The following is an 18,756-nucleotide window of genomic DNA, read 5'->3' on the forward strand; positions in this document are numbered from 1 at the left end:
TGTTTTGATTATCTGGGATCAAGAATAAGATCTATACGCTCCATTAAATCCTGTAAGTGGTAACGACTTAAAGTATCACCGGTTCTACCAATTGCGCTGCGTACGCTACGCTTTAGGGTATTTAATTCGGCACGCGCTATCGCTCTAATATCAGATTGACTAACATTAACACTCGTTGCGTTACGGCGACCGCTTTGCTCTTCAGTTAGAAGGTATTCTAGGCGATCTACATAAGCGCGTTGTAAATTACGTCTGTAGGTATCAATTTTCTTACCTGAACGCAATTCGCTGAAAATTCCTGAACGTAGGTCGTTCATCATTTCAGTTAGCGTGTAGGCTTCCTTGCCGTTTAGCGTTTCGTTTTCGATCATACGACCAAGACGTCCAAAATCTAAAACATTTTCTAGCGTACGTACCTGTAAACCGCGTATGCGTTCCACATTTCCGTTATTCTCAATTTTATTCAAGATGTTGTTATCAATCATCCATTCTGGAGTTGTGAATAATTGATCTTGTAAAAATTGCATACTTTCTTCCTGACGCTCTTTAGGTACAGGAATAAATACAGCTCCTTCCTGATCATAGGTTTTGTTGTATTGATATACACCACCAATATTATTACTCACGTGACCCATATAACGATTAAACTGCGTTAAAACCTGGCCATATAAGGTTTCAAGATCATCATAATCCTTACCATCTTCTGAAGTCCAGCTGATAAGGTTAGGTATGATACGCTTTAGGTTTTCGATACCATAATTACTCGCTTTTACAGCGTCATCTCCTAAATCTTCCGTTTGCGAACTAGGGTCAACAACGCTCCATTGTTGTGCTCCAAAACGATATAAAGGATCTCCTGCGTGCTCTAAAATCCACTGATCAAGAATTGGTTTTTCTTCCATTCCTTCTTTGTCTAAAATAGGACGATATCCCCACTTGATAGAGTATTTATCGTAAACTCCAATATTAGGCATCATAGAAACGTCACCATCTCCCGGTTGAGCCACGTAGTTGAAACGTGCATAATCCATTATAGATGGTGCAGTCCCGTATTTATCAGTAAAGCTTTTAGAACGTAATGAATCTACAGGATACGCAACGCTGCTTCCCATATTATGCGGTAAACCTAAAGTATGACCAACTTCGTGTGAAGAAACAAAACGAATTAAACGCCCCATAATTTTGTCTTTAAACGCTACTCCTCTAGCTTCAGGATTTTTAGCAGCAGTTTGAACAAAATACCAATTACGCAATAACGTCATTACATTGTGATACCAGTTGATGTCTGATTCTAAAATCTCACCACTACGTGGGTCACTTACGTGAGGTCCATTTGCATTAGGAATTGGCGATGCTAAGTAACGTACCGTTGAATAACGTACATCTTCAGGAGACCAGTCTGGGTCCTCTTCTTTCGTTGGAGCCTCTTTAGCAATGATGGCATTTTTAAATCCTGCAGCCTCAAAAGCCACCTGCCAATCTTCTATACCTTCCTTGATAAACGGAATCCATTTTTTAGGAGTCGCGCGGTCAATATAGTAAACGATTTGCTTTTTAGGCTCAACAAGTTCGCCTGCTTTAAATTTAGCCTCGTCTTCCGGTTTAACTTCTAATCTCCATCTATCTAAATAACGCACTGTTTTACTTTCTTGAGCGTCCAGACCATAATCTACCTGCCCGCGAGCAAACCAGCCTACTCTTCGGTCAAAATAACGACGCTCCATAGGAACTTTTGGTAACAATACCATGCTGTTGCTCATCTCAACAGTGATAGAGCCTACACTTTCGTTACTTGGCGGATTTCCGGCATTGTAAGTTTTTACGTGGCGTGATTCGATATTTAATGGAAAACTCTTTAAGCTTTCAATATAGCCTCTGCCCTTATCTACGTTACGCACTTTATAAGATTCTCTGTAATAGCCAGGCAATCCTAAAGCTTGCACATCATCAGAAAACAGGTCATTTACCTGAACAACAGTCGCAGTAGAATCTTTGTTGATGGTTTTTACATCAAAAGAAAATAGAACCGGTTCAAAATTAGAATTACTCACCGCTTCGTGAATAGGTAAAGAATCTGCGGCAAAAATCTCATGTGAAACTACACGTAACAAAACCTTTTTATTCTTCTTTTCCCAGCGTAAAACCTGTGTGTTGGCTTTTCCTCCACCAAAACCTATTCCGGTAGCGGTTTTTGCGATTCGGGTAACCATCAACATTTCACGATTAAAAAGACTGTCAGGAATTTCGTAGAAATAGTCATCTTCTACTTTGTGAACGGTAAATAAACCTGAGTCTGAGACCGCTTCTTTTGTAATTACTTTGTCATAAGCTTTGAGATCGCTTTTAGACTTTTCTTGTTTTTCTTCGGTGGCTGCACTCGCATTTTTTTTCTTTTGCTTGGTACTTGCACAATTCACCGTCAACATCGCGAGCATAAATGTCGCAATGGGGTAAAGTTTTAATTTCATTATTACATTTTAGAGTTGCGCCAAATTAACACTCCTTAACAACATATGCTGTTAAGAATATCTTAACAAGATTTCTTAAAATGTAGTGAAATTCGGTTTTTGTAAATTATTTGAAAATTTTTTAGCGTTTTACACCTTCTTAAAAACAAAATTTATAAAGCAAAAGTGCACACGGAAATTCACAGCGAGAAGTTCATATTTACAATAATAGGCTAGAACTGCATTATGCCTATAGTAAAAGACATCTACGCACTCGCCTGATTTAAAAGTGCTAAGGCATCTTCATCCAATTGAAATTTTAATGCTTCATCAAAAGCGGTTAGTTGATTTTCTTTAGTCGCGCTGACTATTGGAGCAGTGACTCCCGGTTGGTGTAGCGTCCACGCAATGCTTAAGGCGGCCGGTGAACAGTCATAACGCTTCGCTAGAGTTTCTAAGGCGTTTAAGACTTCAAAACCTTTTGGAGTGAAGTATTTTTTAACAAAACGCTCGCGTGCTTTTCCTGAAGCTTCTTCCGCCGTTTTATATTTTCCGGTAAGGAAACCGCTCGCTAAGGTAAAATAGCTGGTGACACTCAAGTTTTCTTCTATACAAAATTCTTGATAGGCACCTTCAAAACTTTCCCGTTCCATTAAATTGTAATGCGGTTGTATAAACTGATATTTGGGTAAGCTTTCCTTTTTTGATAATTCTAGTGCTTCACGCAATACCGCTAGCGGAAAATTTGAAGCACCTATTTCACGTACTTTACCCGCATCGATGAGATGTTTATAGGCTGCAAGCGTTTCGCGCTGCTCAACACTGTCGTCATATTTATGACTAAAATACACATCTACATAATCAGTTTGTAACCGCTGTAAACTAAGATCTATTTGCTCTTTTATATAACTCGCAGATAAATTATTAGATTCATCGCCTATAGGGCTGCCCACCTTAGTTGCAATGATCACTTGATCTCGGTTTTTCCGCTCTTTAAGCCAGGCACCGATCATTGCTTCACTTTCACCTCCAGAATTCCCTTCACCCCAATAAGAATATACATTTGCAGTATCAATAAAGTTGAGACCGCGTTCTAATAAGGCATCTAACAGGTAAAACGACATTTTTTTATCAGCCGTCCAGCCAAAAACATTTCCTCCAAAAACCAATGAAGGAATTTTAATTTGAGATTGAGAATTTCTTAATGCACCCATCAATTTATTTTTACAGCTAAATTTACAAAAGCCCGTGGGCCTTGCTTATGCTTTGTGTTTAAAGTATTGTTAATCTGTACGAATCACAGCTGCACATCGTTAAATGATAGTAACTTAGCGAACTAGCTAACCAATATAATACTTATGAAAAAATTACTTAGAGCCCTTCTTGCAGGATATGGAGCAAAAAAAATTGGCGGCGGTCGTTGTGGATGTATTGGTACCATTGTGGTTTTTATCATTTTATACTGGCTTTTAGGCTTTGTCTTTGACGTTCTTTAAGCACGCGCTCCCTAAAAAATTGAAAGAGGCTTTACATGTTTGTAAAGCTTTTTTTTGTGTAGTAAACTGTTGGAATACATCGGGCTTTTAAACATTTTAAAACTTTAAGGAATAAAGAAATGTTCCTAAATTAGATGCTTGATTCATCTTCTATGGCTGTTAACAAAACAGATGCTTACGAGAAAAAAAAGTACAATGATTTTGGTCTTGGCGAGAAAGCTACCTCAGGGCATTATCGGGTGATCAATAAAGATGGTACGTTCAACATCAAAAAGAATAACGTACCGCTTTTAGAAAAGATCAACTTTTTTCATGCGTTGGTTTCTATGTCCTGGAGTAAGTTTCTACTCTTGGTTTTAGCAACATATTTCTGCGTCAATCTGCTTTTTGCAAGTATCTATATCCTCATAGGAATTGAAAACCTTACTGGAATTTACGGCACTAGCACACTTGAACAATTTATTGAAGCCTTCTTCTTTAGTGCGCAGACCATCACCACATTAGGATATGGTCAAGTGGCGCCTACCGGCATTTTAGCCAATATTGTCGCAGCCACAGAATCTATGCTTGGTTTATTGGGTTTTGCATTAGCAACCGGTATGGTATATGGCCGTTTTTCTAAACCTGCCGCCAAACTCAAATACAGTAAAAGTGCAGTGATTGCTCCATATAAAGATATTAATGGTTTTATGTTTAGAGTGGTCAACCCGCACGGCAATCAACTTCTAGAGCTTGAAGCTACCGTTGCATTGTCTATGCTGCGCGAAAATTCTAATCTACGTAATTTCTTTCCGTTAGAGTTAGAGCGATCTCAAGTGGTCTTTTTACCTGCCGCCTGGACGATCGTGCACCCAATAACAGAAACCAGCCCTTTTTATAGGTTGTCAAAAGAAGAATTAATGATTAAAGATGCAGAGATCATCGTTACGCTTAAAGCCTTTGACGACACCTTCTCGCAATCTGTTTACTCACGAACTTCCTACAAATATTCTGAAATTGAATGGGGTGCTAAATTCACTTATCTCATTACGCATGAAGGCGGAAAAATTTCAATTGATGTAAGCGGCATTGATAATACCGAAGCGGCACAACTCAATCACTATTAAAGTTTTAATAAAGCACCCTGCTAGGCCGTTAGAGATCAATATGTTTGTAAAAAGTGCGCTTTAACTGACTTTATGAGACAATCACTCTATCTATTTATTCTAAAATTACGCAACCTGCTTGCCCAAAAGTTCAAGCAATATGACGCCAAACTACCGTATTTAATTACCGTTTTCATCGCGCTGATCATTGTAGTTTTAGGCGTAAATGTTTTTATAGAATTGACAGATACCCTAGAGTCAGACATGTTAAATGAATGGGATTCTAAAATTACAACGTACGTGATTTCACACCGAAACCCGGCGCTCACCAAGTATTTTATGTTTGTGACAGACGTAGGTGATCTTTACGGCTACTTGATTGTTATGGGCCTTTTTGTTGGAATTTCTTACTTCATTTTTAAACGCTGGAAATACGTTGCGCAAACCGCATTGGTCCTTCTTCTCGCTTCTATTTCTAACGTGATTTTAAAGCGCTTTATTGATCGTGCACGGCCAAGTATTGAGCATTTGGTTTCGGTAGAAACGTTGAGTTATCCAAGTGGTCACGCGATGAGTGCCATGGCATTTTATGGGTTCCTGATCTATCTCACCACTCAATTTAAGATCAATAAATGGGCTAAAGTAGCGGCTATTACTTTTCTTGCATTCATTCTGCTGAGTATTGGCATCAGCCGAATTTACCTAGGGGTCCACTTTCCGTCAGATATTGCAGGTGGATTTATAGCTGGTTTTATTTGGGTAATATTTTGTATTCTTCTTTTTAATGTTATCGAACTTTTCAGAAGAGATCCCAGAACACATTAATCTAGAACGGGTATCCTATCGCGAAGTTTAAGATAGGATTTTCAAGATCCCAAGACCAACGTGATCCTTCAGCTAAACTCGGATCGTGAAACGGCGCTGCGAGATCTAGTCTGATTACAAAATTCTGAATATCTACACGCATTCCGAAGCCGCCACCAATACCCAGTTGCTTCATAAAGTCACTTCCAAAAGTATCGCTTTCAAGCGCTTCGTTATCTGTGGTGTTCCAGACGTTACCGGCATCTACAAAAAATGCGCCTTGCAGTAAACTTACGAGTGGAAACCGGTATTCTAAATTGGCCTCTAGTCGCAAATTTCCTGTTTGATCATAATAGCTAAACGTCTCGCTATCTTCTGGTTGATAAGTCCCCGGACCCAGTGAACGAGTTCTAAACGCTCTCACACTATACGGCCCTCCGGAAAAGTATTGTTTGGTATACGGTACCACATCTGAATTTCCGTAAGGAATACCCACTCCCGCAAATAATCGGGTAGCAATAATTTGCTTTTCGGTGAGTTTAAAGTGGTATCTAAAATCAGCATCTACGCGTGCAAATTGGGCATAATCTAAACCGAAGATATTTTGTGGTTTTTCTCCGCTTGCAATTAAACTTAAGCTATTACCGGCTGTTTCAAAATTGGCATTGAAATAAATTTGATGTTGACGTTGAGTATCGATCATTCCATTGTAAATAAAAGAATAGGTCAAACCAGAGATGAACTGTTGATCAAAACTCGTACGTAAAAATGGATTTTCATCTAAAATCTGTTCAAATTCGTCTGTGGTATTGGCTAGGGAAACATAATTAATCGCCACTGGATTGATCTCGTGTGTCACATATTTATTGGCTTGCCATACATAACCAAATTTTGCTTCAACAGAACCTAAAGTAAATAACTGCGTTCGGTTCAAATAAGAAATCCCCATCTCGATCTTCGTTTTGGGAATATCATACTTGAAATAATTTTTAGAGATTTCAATAGGGAAAAGCATTCGCGGAAAGATCAATTTTCCGCTTAAACCTAACTGTAAACTGGTAGAACCACTGTTACTTCCAGAACCACCCGCTTGTACCTCGTAAGCTCCATCAAGTGAAATATTGAGGCTTTCTCCTCCCTTAAACAAATTGCGATTGATAAAGGTCAATCCTAACCCTGGACCTGAAAAACCATTAGATTTGGTTACGCCTTTTACCTCTGCCCTAACCGCTCGTTTATTTAACGGGGATAAATAAATATTGGCTTCTAGAAGTCCTAAACTGTCCTCGGCATCAGTATCCATTTCTTGGTAGCGAATGTTCACAAACTTATAGGCGCCTATGGAACCCAGACGTCTTCCGGTCGCTTTTGATTTTGACGGACTATATAATTCTCCTTCTTCAATCAAAACAAAGGGGTCTAAACGTTTAGGTTTAAAATAAACTTCGTCCTGAATGAAATTCTTATTTGCAAATTGGGTGGTGTCTAAAGTTGTACTGTCAATATCCACACGATTATTAGGGAAGATATTCACTTTCCCTATTTGATATGGAATAATCGCTTTTGCGGGAACATCTTTCTTTAAACGTAAATACTGATCAAAGCGCTTATTTTTATATTGATTGGTATCTGTCTCAAAAATCAAAAAAGCACCATTGAAATTGTAATAGCCTTCACCTTTTAAATACGTGTCTATACGCTCGCGTTCGGCTTTCATAGCACTTAAATTGAACGGCATATCCTTTTTTAAAAGGGTTTCATTCATCGAATTTTGAATCTTAGCATACACCGGAAGCGTATCAGTATCCAATTGATATGTTTTCAGTCGGTACGGCTTTGTAAGTCGAAGCGAGTAAATTGCTTCGGCCTCTTTACTGCTAGTGTCTCTTACGATCTCAGAACTTACGGTGCTATAGAAAAACCCTTTGTTTTCTAAACGATTAAGCAAAATTTGCTCCATCTCGTAAGTTTCAATATCGGTATCATATACCGGCTCTTTTCCAAATTTTTTATTCAAGAATTTATTTAGAAATCCAGGTTTTTCACGTTGAGCTTTGTAATGGTAGTAAAGTCCCGGGTAGCCACCCAAAAATGAACCTACAGGTTCTGGTCGTAAAGCCGCTTTCAAATCGGTTTTAATAGCATCCAGATTTTCTACCACAGAATCTGGTGTAATATTAACGGTCTCTTTTGTATAAAGATATTTCCCGTCTGGAATATAGCGATCTACCGAACATCCGTAGCACACAAGCACGAGGAATAGCACCGCAAGCAGGTTTTTATTCATTTTCATTAAAACTGTTGACTTACTCATTAGTATCTTCCTCTTCTTCGGTTTTAGCAGGAAACATCGACTGCCATAATTCGGTAAACTTGTTGAACTCACGCGTAAACTGTAACGAAATACCGTTTACGATGATCTGACCATCAATAATATTTTCAAACTGACTGCTGCGATATCCGCGTAAGCGATAACGACCATCTTCAGTTAACAGATATTCTATACTCACGTTGCCTACCACAGGTGCGTTTCCGCTATCAGTATTTCCGCTGCCTTGCAGATCAACAGCGCTCCCCACACTTACCACTACCCGATCGTTAAATAGACTTTTTTGAGCTGCAATATCTAATGTGGTACGATCAGTAGGCGCGCTTCCTTGATAATCCGTATAGCTATCTAAACCAAAATTTAGATTAAAACCGGTGTCGCCTAATAGTTTATCTGAAAACATATTCAACTGGTCTGAGATCGCGTCGTTTAAGTTGTCACGTGCAATAGCCGCAGTACCACCGCTGCTTCCGTCTGATGAAGAAGTTGGAAAAAAGCGATTAAGAACAAGAAGTGAGAATACCTGTTTATTCAATTCATTCTCTTGTTGATTCAACTGCTGAACACGGCTATAAACCTGGCCGCCAACTGCCCCGCGACTACCCTCAGGAATGTCTAGATTAAAACTGATAATAGGCTGCATCAGTTCGCCATTGATATTAATATACACCTGAAACGGTACTTCCTGACGGTATTGCATTTGTGTACTGATATCTGCTCCGCTAGTTTGAGAAGCCATCAGTCCGCTGGCCGAAGTTTCTACGCTGTAATAGGCCTTGATGTCCAGATCAGCATCAAAAGGATCACCTGACCACGTGATACGGCTATCAGGAGCAAGTTCAAAACGGCGGTTAACAAGATTATACAGGCTCATTTCGTAGTGCCCATCTGTCACGTCGTAGCGTCCGCTAAGCGTCATTCTTCCGTTAGGATACATATCAAATTCAAAATCCCCGGTACCGCTCACTTGAAAATTATCTCCGGTTTGCTCATCGATCACAAGATTAAAAACCGCACCTTTTTCAATACCAAAATTCGCATCAATCGTAAAGCCCGAAACCGTATACGAGTCTTCTTCATTATTGGTTAAAATCGCATCCGGATTTTCTTTATTCACAAATAGCACAACGCCTTCTTTAGATTCAATTTGCACTTCAGATGGTGGAAGTACATAAGTCACATCAGTATCTGAATTTACGGTGAGATTAAGTGTTACTTTGGGCAAATTTAGGTCTCCCGTGATTTGAGCATCAGCATCAAAAACGGCAGTTCCGTAAACCAAATCAAAATCATCTTTAGTAGAATTGATCGCTTTAAAGTTGGTTGCTTTAAGATCAAGATCAAAAGTTGGATTCACAAAACTTTCGGTACCAATGGTTCCATTAACAACTATTGGATTAGCGTTCTCATCTTCTACTCTAAAATTATTAAAAGTGACTCCCTCATTGTTCAAATTCAGCTCTTCATTTTTCAGAAGGAACGACGCATTGAGTTTGGTAACTTCAAACTTTGCATTATCAAACTGAAAGGCGCCTTCATATCTGGGTTCTGCGGTGGTCCCAGCTAATTTCATCGCTCCGCTGATGGTCCCGTCTGCATTTGATAGTTCCCCAAAAGATAATTTTTCAAGCGCAGCCATGTCAAAGCGATTGAGATCTAAGTTAAGATCAATTTGAGCAGCCGTTTCATTTGCGGTGTAATTCCCTTTAAGGTCCAAGTCTGCCACACCCTCTTTGATCGCCATTTGAAAATCATATCCTGAATTACTTATAGAATTTCCTTGTGCGGTGAGAACGCCCATATTTGTTTCTAGTACTTCAAAGTCTTTAATATTGAGGTCTAAAACCATACCCGGACTGGTATATGGATCTTCAACAGCAAATTGACCGCTAAGTTTACCACGAGCCAACGCAGCATCAGGATTGAGCAAACTCATAATATTAGCGAGTTTAAAATTCTCAAAATTGATCCCCAAATGTTCTTTAGAAATACCTTGTAAATTATTCCCGGCGGTTATACGCTGGTTGTTGTACGACATTTCAAAATCTTCAAAAACTGTATTGGTCTTCGTTAAAGTCACCGAATTATTCGGGTTGATCTCCCACGGCTTTTTATTCAGAATAAAATCGTCAGGATCTATCTGAATTTTAATATTGTCTTCTTCCAAAGCGATTTTATAAAGCACATGCACCAGCTTTTCCTTATCGTGCATAGACAGAAAATCAATGTACATTTGACTGTTGGTCACCCTTCCGCCAATGCGTGTATCTTGCATATCAACCGGTCCTGCGATAAGTTCTTTCAGCCCAAAACCGAAATCCATATTCTCTTTGTTAGATACCATTTTTAATGCAAGACTGTCTATCGTATAGCCGTTATAATTGATATAAGGCAATTGAATATCTGCATTAAGCGTGCGCTTATATTCATCAAAATCAACCGATATATCAACCGTATCTAACTCTCTAAGATTAGGAATGAATACTTCGCCTAAAATGGGTGCTTGATGCACAGTCCCTTTAATTTTCATCAACACGGGATCTTGGATAGAGTCAAGAACGGGGTTTTTCTGCAAATAACGTTTAAAATGATTTTGTACCGAAGTGATCACCTGCTGCGGATTTGCATTAGATTCTAAATCCAGATTGAGAATTCTGTTGCTGATGGCTAACGAAGTCGTATCAGGTTTTACATACGCCGAAATATCAAGATCACCCAACTGATAAGCCCGGTCATCATAAACCGCTACTCCTTCATTGATCTGCGTTTGAATCTCATAATCTTCGGGATCCCCTTTAAAAGTTCCCTGAAGCGTTAAAGCTGCTTTTATATTTTGTTCGGTAAGACCTAGAGCCTGCAAATCAGCTCCTATGAGATCCAGATTTATTTCAGCTTGAGACGCAACAGAATCTAAAATTACCCGCGCATCTAAGGTCATATTTAGATTTTCATCTTTATAAGCCGTTTTTAAATCCCCGGTTCCTGACTTGAACGCACCATTGATCCCGAGATCTTTAAATGTGTAATTATTCAGCTGAATACTGTCAATGGTGGCATTTACTGTAGCATCAAGCGTATTTATGCTATTCCCGGCACCTTCTGCCTGCAGTTGTAGTTCAACAAAACCCAATTGCTCATTTTGCAGCAACTTGCCTAGATTGACCTGCTGCGCGCTAACGTCGCCCTTAAACTCAAGCGTATCGCCAAAACTGGCATTTCCATCAAGACTCACAATGCCATCTGTAGTGGTTAAAATACTTTTTGTAGCAGCACGGGTTGTGGTTCCTTTTAACGAACCTTGCAAAGTAACTTTTTCCGGAAATTGTACACCTAATGCTTGCTCATCCACAAATCTTCCTAAATCTTGTTTAGCGCTTTTTACGGTGTACACCGGTAGATTATATGACAAATTCTCTGGAGTAGAAGCGTTGTAAATACTTCCTTGTACTGCAAGACTTGTTTGATTTCCCCAATTAATACGTGTAGGTTTTAGATCAATAGCATCAAGTTTCCCCGAGAGATTTAAGCTTCCGCGTAGTGGTCGTTTACTTAGGGTCGCCAGATACTCATTAGCGCGTAATTCCGGTGAAAACTTAAACAGCGTGTTTAAATTCAGGGTCAATTGTGGTATGTTCAATTTAAGCCCTGCGGAACCGGGTTCTTCAATCAACGCATTCAGGCTGCTATAATCCAGCTGAAGCGTTCCTGCTAATGCATTCTGATTAAGTTGAAAAGCGATATTATCCAGATCTAAACGTGTATCGCTTACTTGTAGGTCAAACGCCAACTCATCTAAATTCATCCCCGATACTTCCTTAAAATCTGCACGAGTTACGTGTGCTTCTAAATTCTGGTCTTTCAAGTTTATGCCCTCTAGGTTTAGATTTAAATCAGAAAGTGCTATCGCATTCGGATTGAAACGTCCCGCACTCGGTTGTGCCCCATCAAGCGTATACTGAATTGCATTATTCTCTAAATTTATTTCGCCAACAGAAACTGTAAAAGGCGGCCAGAGTTCTTGAGAGGTTTCCGGTAATGTTTCAGCTGGTGCCTCTTGTTTTTCAACAGTTTGTAAAGCCAAGTTTACCACGGAGTTTTTCAGCAGAAAATCTTCAACCTCAATAACGTTGTTTTTGAGATCTATTTGAGGAATATGAGTCTCTAATACTGCAAGCGTGCCATCGGCAGCAATTCCGTCTGGTGTCGAGGCGTAATCAAAGGTCACATCTTCGACTACCAATTCCCCAATACGCAAAATTGGCAAAGGGACTTCAGTAGTATCGGCTGATGGCGTGATGGGTTCCTTTTGTTTATAAACGACTTTAGTATTGGCTAATCGTACATCACCAATATCAAAAAGCATTTCTTCAAGATTGGTTTCTTGCATCTGAACCTCAAGCGCTCCTAAATTGAGATTAGCCTGCATACCGGTAACTTGATCTGCGTAATTTAATTGGATATCCTTAAAGTCAAACGTACCCAGATTTAACTGAAGCGCTGTGGTATCTTGCGCTGTAGGTGCGGGTTGTACACTAGTAGTATCTGTCGCGGCAAAGGCATCTATCAAAAATTGATAATTATAACCAGTTATGGAATCCTTGCGTACTACATTTGCCCTTACTCCTTCCCAAGTGACATCGTCCACACTAATGGGACCGCCGGTAATTACAGACCATAAAGGGATTTCTGCTTCAAGATGTTTACTAAACACCAAAGTATCTCCCTGCGTATCTTCGAGATACAAACCATCTAAAGAAATGTTTCCATCAAAGGTGACAAAAAGCTTATCTATACGAACTTCTGTATTGGTTTTAGCCTTTACATAATTTACAGCTTTGTCAACGATGATTCCTTGTCCCCACGGACTACGAACAAAAAGCACTAAGAGTATAAACAAAAGCAAAAGCACTCCTATAATTTTTCCTAAGATCTTGAGGATTTTGAAAAAGATTTTCTTGCTTTTTTTGCTCATAAAGTGGGAAATACTTGGGCTAAATTGTTTTAGCTTCAAAAAGCTAAAATACTATTAATACCAGTGTTGACCGTGCCTACAAGTATTAAAACCTTGTTATAGTTTTCAGTAGAAGCAGTTAAAAACGATGTGATAACGTTTTAGAATTTTTAAATTTTAGAAAAATTGAAAACTATGAGTACTAAAGAAAAAAGTAAAACAGATTATAACGCAGATCTTACCAAAGAAGATTTAGATCTTCTGAATCAAAAAAATGTGCATAAAGATGGTGGAGTTGATGAGCAGCTGCGGGATCGGGAAAAACCTGTAGATTTTACCGGCAAAGATCTGGATATCCCAACCGGAGAAGACCGTTCTAATGTGAAGGACGAGGAAAACAAATTGTACAGTCAAGGAGGTTCCAGAAACAACAACCTCGAGGAGCAGAAAGGAGAATTATAAAATTAAAAAAAGCGAGTCTATCTTGGGACTCGCTTTTTTAATATATTTTTCAATCGCTTACTCTTCCTTAACGATCATAATATTAGCTTTCACTCCGGTCAGTAAATTCCATTCGTTAGAACTAATAACGTTTCCTGAATCATCATAGACCGTAAAAGAAGCGGTGTTGGGTCCTGACGAACCTTGATTCAAAGCTTTAAACGAAATACGGTTAAATCCCTTTTTTAAAGGAAGATAAAAACTAGACCAGGTCTCTGTTAACCAAATGCTAGGAACAACTACTTCGTCGTTCACTAATACAGCCACGCGGTCCCCATCTACAAATTGATAATCTCTACATACAATTTTCACTTGCTGTGCGCCACTGTGAAAAGTTCCCAGATCTTGATCTGATTGATGTGCAGGCGTATCAGATTTATCGCTTTTTCTATTTGCTTCACGCTCATTCATCATATCTGTATAGCGTTGTCCGCTATCAGCAAAATCTTCTCGCTTTAGCATATAAAATTCGGCAGATTCCGATGCACGCAGTTGCGGGCGCTCGGTAAGCTTTCCATCAGGACCTATACTTAATCCACCTCGTGAAAGCGGGATATCTGGCTGAGCTTCTGAATCTAATGGAACCGTCGTGGGTGTTCCTGCAGTATCTACCACAGCCGGAATTTTAAAAGAACCTTTTCGGGTATCTACCTGCGCTTGAACCATAGAAAATGACAATACAAACGCACCGACCAAAATATATTTTAATCGAAAAGGGGTATTAAAGCGAAGTTCGTTGCTCATCAAGTTCAAAACGTTGTTATTCTTAAATACGTATTTATGCTGATTGTGTTGCAAATAGATTTACAAAGTTACAGCTATTCTAGAGAACAGAAATCGTGCCAACTGCATTTTTGGATGCATTTCAATCCTTAAATAATTCGTAATTATTCGTATCTTCAGTGGATAAATAATCAGTTTTAGCTATGATAAATTATAGATATAAAAAATATCACATTTTCAGAGGGAGTTTACTCCTACTCCTAATGTTTTTAATTCAGCCTTATTTAGGGTTAAAAGTCTATGCGCAGGATACACAGAAAATTGTGGAATATAAAGGGATAGTAGTTGATGCACAAACCGGAGACGCGTTGCCTTTTGTAAATCTTGAAATTGCAGGAACAAATATTGCCACAGTGACCAATAGCGAGGGAAATTTTTCTCTAAAACTTGACGAGGCTATGCCCAACGCAAAAGTTGCGATCACTTACCCCGGTTATAAGAAGCTTTTGGTCATCTTAAAAGATCTCGCAAAAACAAATAATGAAATAGCTTTGAGCGCACAACGCTTTGAATTGGATGAAGTCAGCATCAGCCGACCAAAAGATGCGTATACTTTAGTAGCTAAAGTTTTTTCTAATCGAAATCAAAATTATTTAGATACCGAAACCTATATGACTGCTTTTTACAGAGAAGCGATCAATAAGCGCAACCGAAGCGCTTCACTTGCCGAAGCTGTAGTAGCGATTAAAAAACGCCCATATACCAATGCTGGTTCAGACTTGGTGGGCGTCTATAAAGCGCGAAAAAGTACCAATTACAATCGTTTAGATACTTTGGCGATTAAATTACAAGGCGGACCGCTCAATGCGCTTTATGCAGACCTGATCAAATATCCTGAATATTTTATGACGCCTGCAACCTTATCAAATTACGAATTTTCATTTGGCGAACCGCTTATCAATGATAGCAAAATGGTTTATGTGGTAAACTTTAAACAGAAAGAAAACATATTAGATCCGTTGTATTATGGCAAACTCTACATTGAAGCAGAAACATTTGCGCTAACTAATGCGATTTATAATATGAATGTTGAAAATCGCAAACGTGCATCAGAACTTTTTGTAAAGAAAAAACCCAACCGTGTAAAAGTTTACCCATCCGAAATTAGTTATCGGGTAGATTATCGCAATACAGACGGCAAATGGTATTATAGTTATAGTAATGTACAGCTGGAATTTGTTGTAAACTGGAAACGCAAACTTTTTAATAATAAATACCGAATAAAAAGTGAGATGCTTATAACCGATTGGGAAGAAGAGTTAGGCGCACAAAACATTACCAATAAAACTAAATTTAAGAGCAATACGATTCTAGCTGATGAGGTTTCAGGGTTTAGAGATCCTGATTTTTGGGGGTCTTACAATGTTATTGAACCCGAGAAATCCATTCAACAGGCTATTGATAAAATACAGCGACAAATACGTAGAGAATAATTGTTAAGAAAACATACGTAACAAATAAAATGTAATTCTAAAGTAAGTCTCTACTATTTATATTTGTAGATGGTGTTTTAAGAACTAGGCACATTAATTGATAAATTTTTAATTATTAACTTAAAAACTTATCATTATTCGAAATTCTACTTCCATTCATGCAGGATCAATGGCAGATATTGCCTTTTTAATGCTCATTTTTTTTCTTACCACCACGACCATCAATACGGATCAAGGTCTTGATCAAACGCTACCGGAAGATTGTAAGACCGCAGACTGTGCAACCAAACTGCTAGAGCGAAACATTTTTGAAATTCACTTAAACAATCAAGGTACCTGTTTAATTCAAAATAAAGTTTCTTCTAAAAAAGAACTTGCAAATCAACTTATTGATTTCGTTGAAAACCAAAGCGGTAGTACGATTGCTCCAGAAAATCCAGCAGAGGCGGTAATTCGGCTTGAAGTTTCCCGTACCAATTCCTATAAAGATTATGTCTCAATAATGGATGAAATTAAAGCGGCCTACTTACAAATGCGAACGCAGTACAGTCAAGAAAAATTCAGTAAAAACTTCAATGATTTGAGTGCAATTGAGCGTAAGCTCGTGTTGAAGCAGTATCCTCTTCAACTTTCTGAAGCTACCAAGTAGTTAAAGGCCGGCGCCGAGTAAGCTGTCTTTTTTAAGCTCTTTTGCTATAACTTTTGAGAACTGGCTAAGGTTATAAGGTTTAGTGATCACATCATTCATTCCGCTTTCCTTAGCTTTTTGTTTGATATAATTAGCTTCGGCAGCCGTAAGCGCAATAATTGGAATGGTTTTGTCAAAAACCCTGATCTCTTTTGTTGTTTCATAACCATTCATACCCGGCATATTGATATCCATCAATATCAGATCAAAATGATGCTTACGCACGCGCTCTAAGGCTTCTTCGCCATTTTGAGCCTCAAATACCTGAGCACTTTGCTTTTCTAAAACACGGCGCGTAACCATTCGGTTGATCTTATTATCATCTACGATAAGAATACGCTGATTGGTTAAATCGGTTAAAACTTCCTCCTCTTCAGCTTCTCCTTTTTTACGCTTTCCTATAACTTCTAAAAGCGTTGCTTCCTTAAAGGTAATGGTGAAGCTAAACGTACTTCCCTTGCCCGGTGCACTTACAAGATGAATATCTGAGCCCATTTTGAGCAGTAATTTTCGTACGATAGGTAAGCCAAGACCGGTTCCTTTATTCACGGTGTTTACGTGATCAATCTGACTAAATTCATCGAAAATCGATTTGTGCATCGCTGCCGGAATTCCAATACCATTATCCTCTACTTCAAAATAAATGGCGTGTTTGCCATTAGCCAAATGATTACTGCGCAAGCGTAATGCAATAACACCTTTCGGCGTAAACTTTACTGCGTTCCCAAGAATATTGAGTAGTATTTGTGAAATACGTCGTGAATCTCCTACTACATAATTAGGAATAGAAGAATCTACATCACAAATGATTTTACAATCAGAATTTTTAAGACTGTTCTGATCAAAACTATTAGCCAATTCTTCTGCAAGCAACTTTAGATTGAAAGGCTTCTCAATAAATTTAAAACTTTCATCTTCTAACTTTGAAAGGTCTAAAAGATCATTTATGATCTCAAGCAAGTGGTCTGCACTAAATTTTAGCGAACCTATTTCTTCCTTATATTCTTTAAAAGCTTCACTTTTTTCTAGCAACGCCACAATACCAGTAACACCATAAAGCGGAGTTCGCATCTCGTGACTTAAATTAGAAAAGAACTTGGTCTTTGCTCGTTCACTCCTTTCAGCACTTTCTTTAGCCTGCTTAAGGTGTTTATTATTGACTTTAAGATTGCGAATTAACCCCAAACGTAATTTCTCGCTATAAAATAGATACGCTAAAAAGAGCACCATTAAACCGATTATGGATCCCAATAAAACCGACTGGGTTTTCTTTCGCTTAAGGTCTTGATCTAAAATCTCTTGTTTTAATTCGGCATCATTGCGCTCTCGTCTGAGTTCTTCAGCTTCTAAATGCGCTTGTGCCAGCTGAACGGTCTCTTTAGTTTTAGTGAGCTCTTTATTCTGATAGTAATCAAAGTACTTTTGATGCACCTCGTACGCTGCTTCGGGCCGATTATTTTCAGCTAAAAATTGAGCGTATTTGTCATAAAAATTAAGGGCCAAATAAGACATTTCAAAGCGCTCTATAATATCAAAAGCACTTTGATAATAGCTCAAAGCTTTATTATTAAAGTCTAATCCTCTGTAGTAATCACCCCATAAAACATCTAGATAAGCCTTAGGATCATCGTACCGTAAAGTATCTGATTTATAGGATTTTTGAGCCTCTTTAAGATAAGGATACATCATTGTATAGTTTTCCTCATCTCTATAAATCTCAGCAATATTTAAAGCCGCATCATTAAATTGATCGCTATTAAGCCTACGCTGAATCACTAAAGATTCCTTATACAATTTAAGCGCATCACTTCTTCGGTCTGGAAAATAGGATAAACTGGCAGCAAGATTGTTTAATCCCCAAGATATCAGCGTATCATTTTTAGAAAGCTTTGCATAATGCAAGGCTTTTTCTGCATAATCAAGCGCAGGAATAGTATCACTTAACTGATCGTATGTAAGACTGAGATAATTATAACCGTGAAAAAGAAAACCATTTTCACCCTTTTTAGAAGCTTGATTAATTAAAGCAGATGCAACTTCAATAACACGATCATATTCGTGTTGCTTATTAAGTTGACGCAACTGACGCAACTGCTTCTGGAGAGGAAGCTTTTGAGTTGAGTCTACATCATGAGCCACAATAGCCGGACGTACAACGCTAAAGCAGAACAAGAAAGCAACAAATATAAAAGTTGGGTGTAGGTTTTTCAATTACATCATTTAAGTAACCGGGGCAAAA

The 18,756-nt window shown here is 38.5% G+C and carries 12 protein-coding genes; 6 read left to right on the forward strand and 6 right to left on the reverse strand.

The window, feature by feature from the left end; translation table 11 throughout:
* Positions 1 to 8: 8 nt before the first annotated feature.
* Together HCN54_RS06910 and HCN54_RS06915 are read right to left on the reverse strand one after the other, a co-directional pair.
* Positions 9 to 2,468: a zinc-dependent metalloprotease gene (locus tag HCN54_RS06910; RefSeq protein ID WP_167597114.1), complete on the reverse strand. Its 2,460-nt coding sequence runs from the start codon at positions 2,466 to 2,468 to the stop codon at positions 9 to 11.
* Between the two features lie 245 nt (positions 2,469 to 2,713).
* The gene (locus HCN54_RS06915) at positions 2,714 to 3,661 is read right to left on the reverse strand and encodes an aldo/keto reductase (protein ID WP_167597115.1); all 948 of its coding nucleotides are present in this window, start codon (positions 3,659 to 3,661) and stop codon (positions 2,714 to 2,716) included.
* A 144-nt stretch (positions 3,662 to 3,805) separates the two neighbouring features.
* On the opposite strand from HCN54_RS06915, the gene HCN54_RS06920 reads away from it, so the two are divergent.
* The 3 genes from HCN54_RS06920 (at position 3,806) to HCN54_RS06930 (ending at position 5,853) form a co-directional block, all read left to right on the forward strand.
* Positions 3,806 to 3,943, forward strand: coding sequence for a hypothetical protein (locus HCN54_RS06920; RefSeq protein WP_164916919.1), 138 nt, complete (start codon positions 3,806 to 3,808; stop codon positions 3,941 to 3,943).
* 152 nt (positions 3,944 to 4,095) lie between these two features.
* Entirely contained in the window at positions 4,096 to 5,049 is a 954-nt protein-coding gene (locus tag HCN54_RS06925) for an ion channel (protein ID WP_167597116.1), read from the forward strand.
* Between the two features lie 72 nt (positions 5,050 to 5,121).
* Positions 5,122 to 5,853 (forward strand): phosphatase PAP2 family protein, encoded by a 732-nt coding sequence (locus HCN54_RS06930; protein ID WP_167597117.1) that lies wholly within the window; start codon positions 5,122 to 5,124, stop codon positions 5,851 to 5,853.
* Between the two features lies 1 nt (position 5,854).
* On the opposite strand, the gene HCN54_RS06935 is transcribed toward HCN54_RS06930, so the two are convergent.
* Entirely contained in the window at positions 5,855 to 8,125 is a 2,271-nt protein-coding gene (locus HCN54_RS06935; RefSeq protein WP_167597118.1) for a BamA/TamA family outer membrane protein, read from the reverse strand.
* A 13-nt stretch (positions 8,126 to 8,138) separates the two neighbouring features.
* Positions 8,139 to 13,133 (reverse strand): translocation/assembly module TamB, encoded by a 4,995-nt coding sequence (locus HCN54_RS06940; RefSeq protein ID WP_167597119.1) that lies wholly within the window; start codon positions 13,131 to 13,133, stop codon positions 8,139 to 8,141.
* Between the two features lie 174 nt (positions 13,134 to 13,307).
* Here HCN54_RS06940 and HCN54_RS06945 point away from each other — a divergent pair, with 174 nt between their 5' ends.
* The gene (locus HCN54_RS06945; RefSeq protein ID WP_167597120.1) at positions 13,308 to 13,574 is read left to right on the forward strand and encodes a hypothetical protein; all 267 of its coding nucleotides are present in this window, start codon (positions 13,308 to 13,310) and stop codon (positions 13,572 to 13,574) included.
* A 57-nt stretch (positions 13,575 to 13,631) separates the two neighbouring features.
* Here the strand turns inward: HCN54_RS06945 and HCN54_RS06950 are convergent, their stop codons facing one another.
* Entirely contained in the window at positions 13,632 to 14,357 is a 726-nt protein-coding gene (locus HCN54_RS06950) for a hypothetical protein (RefSeq protein WP_167597121.1), read from the reverse strand.
* Between the two features lie 182 nt (positions 14,358 to 14,539).
* Here HCN54_RS06950 and HCN54_RS06955 point away from each other — a divergent pair, with 182 nt between their 5' ends.
* Both HCN54_RS06955 and HCN54_RS06960 read left to right on the forward strand, forming a co-directional pair.
* Positions 14,540 to 15,829, forward strand: coding sequence for a carboxypeptidase-like regulatory domain-containing protein (locus HCN54_RS06955; RefSeq protein ID WP_167597122.1), 1,290 nt, complete (start codon positions 14,540 to 14,542; stop codon positions 15,827 to 15,829).
* A 154-nt stretch (positions 15,830 to 15,983) separates the two neighbouring features.
* The gene (locus HCN54_RS06960) at positions 15,984 to 16,478 is read left to right on the forward strand and encodes an ExbD/TolR family protein (protein WP_410503583.1); all 495 of its coding nucleotides are present in this window, start codon (positions 15,984 to 15,986) and stop codon (positions 16,476 to 16,478) included.
* On the opposite strand, the gene HCN54_RS06965 is transcribed toward HCN54_RS06960, so the two are convergent.
* A complete protein-coding gene (locus HCN54_RS06965; RefSeq protein WP_167597124.1) occupies positions 16,479 to 18,728 on the reverse strand; it encodes a response regulator in 2,250 nt (749 codons plus the stop codon).
* Positions 18,729 to 18,756: the final 28 nt, after the last annotated feature.

This window comes from Leeuwenhoekiella sp. ZYFB001 (assembly GCF_011784865.1).
GTDB classification, from domain to species: domain Bacteria; phylum Bacteroidota; class Bacteroidia; order Flavobacteriales; family Flavobacteriaceae; genus Leeuwenhoekiella; species Leeuwenhoekiella palythoae.

Bases quoted from the DNA above. Each gene is read 5' to 3' on its own strand.
- HCN54_RS06955 (WP_167597122.1), top strand. From the start codon at position 14,540: ATGATAAATTATAGATATAAAAAATATCACATTTTCAGAGGGAGTTTA.
- HCN54_RS06940 (WP_167597119.1), bottom strand. From the start codon at position 13,133: ATGAGCAAAAAAAGCAAGAAAATCTTTTTCAAAATCCTCAAGATCTTA.
- HCN54_RS06950 (WP_167597121.1), bottom strand. From the start codon at position 14,357: ATGAGCAACGAACTTCGCTTTAATACCCCTTTTCGATTAAAATATATT.
- HCN54_RS06925 (WP_167597116.1), top strand. From the start codon at position 4,096: ATGGCTGTTAACAAAACAGATGCTTACGAGAAAAAAAAGTACAATGAT.
- HCN54_RS06910 (WP_167597114.1), bottom strand. From the start codon at position 2,468: ATGAAATTAAAACTTTACCCCATTGCGACATTTATGCTCGCGATGTTG.
- HCN54_RS06915 (WP_167597115.1), bottom strand. From the start codon at position 3,661: ATGGGTGCATTAAGAAATTCTCAATCTCAAATTAAAATTCCTTCATTG.
- HCN54_RS06935 (WP_167597118.1), bottom strand. From the start codon at position 8,125: ATGAAAATGAATAAAAACCTGCTTGCGGTGCTATTCCTCGTGCTTGTG.
- HCN54_RS06920 (WP_164916919.1), top strand. From the start codon at position 3,806: ATGAAAAAATTACTTAGAGCCCTTCTTGCAGGATATGGAGCAAAAAAA.
- HCN54_RS06930 (WP_167597117.1), top strand. From the start codon at position 5,122: ATGAGACAATCACTCTATCTATTTATTCTAAAATTACGCAACCTGCTT.
- HCN54_RS06945 (WP_167597120.1), top strand. From the start codon at position 13,308: ATGAGTACTAAAGAAAAAAGTAAAACAGATTATAACGCAGATCTTACC.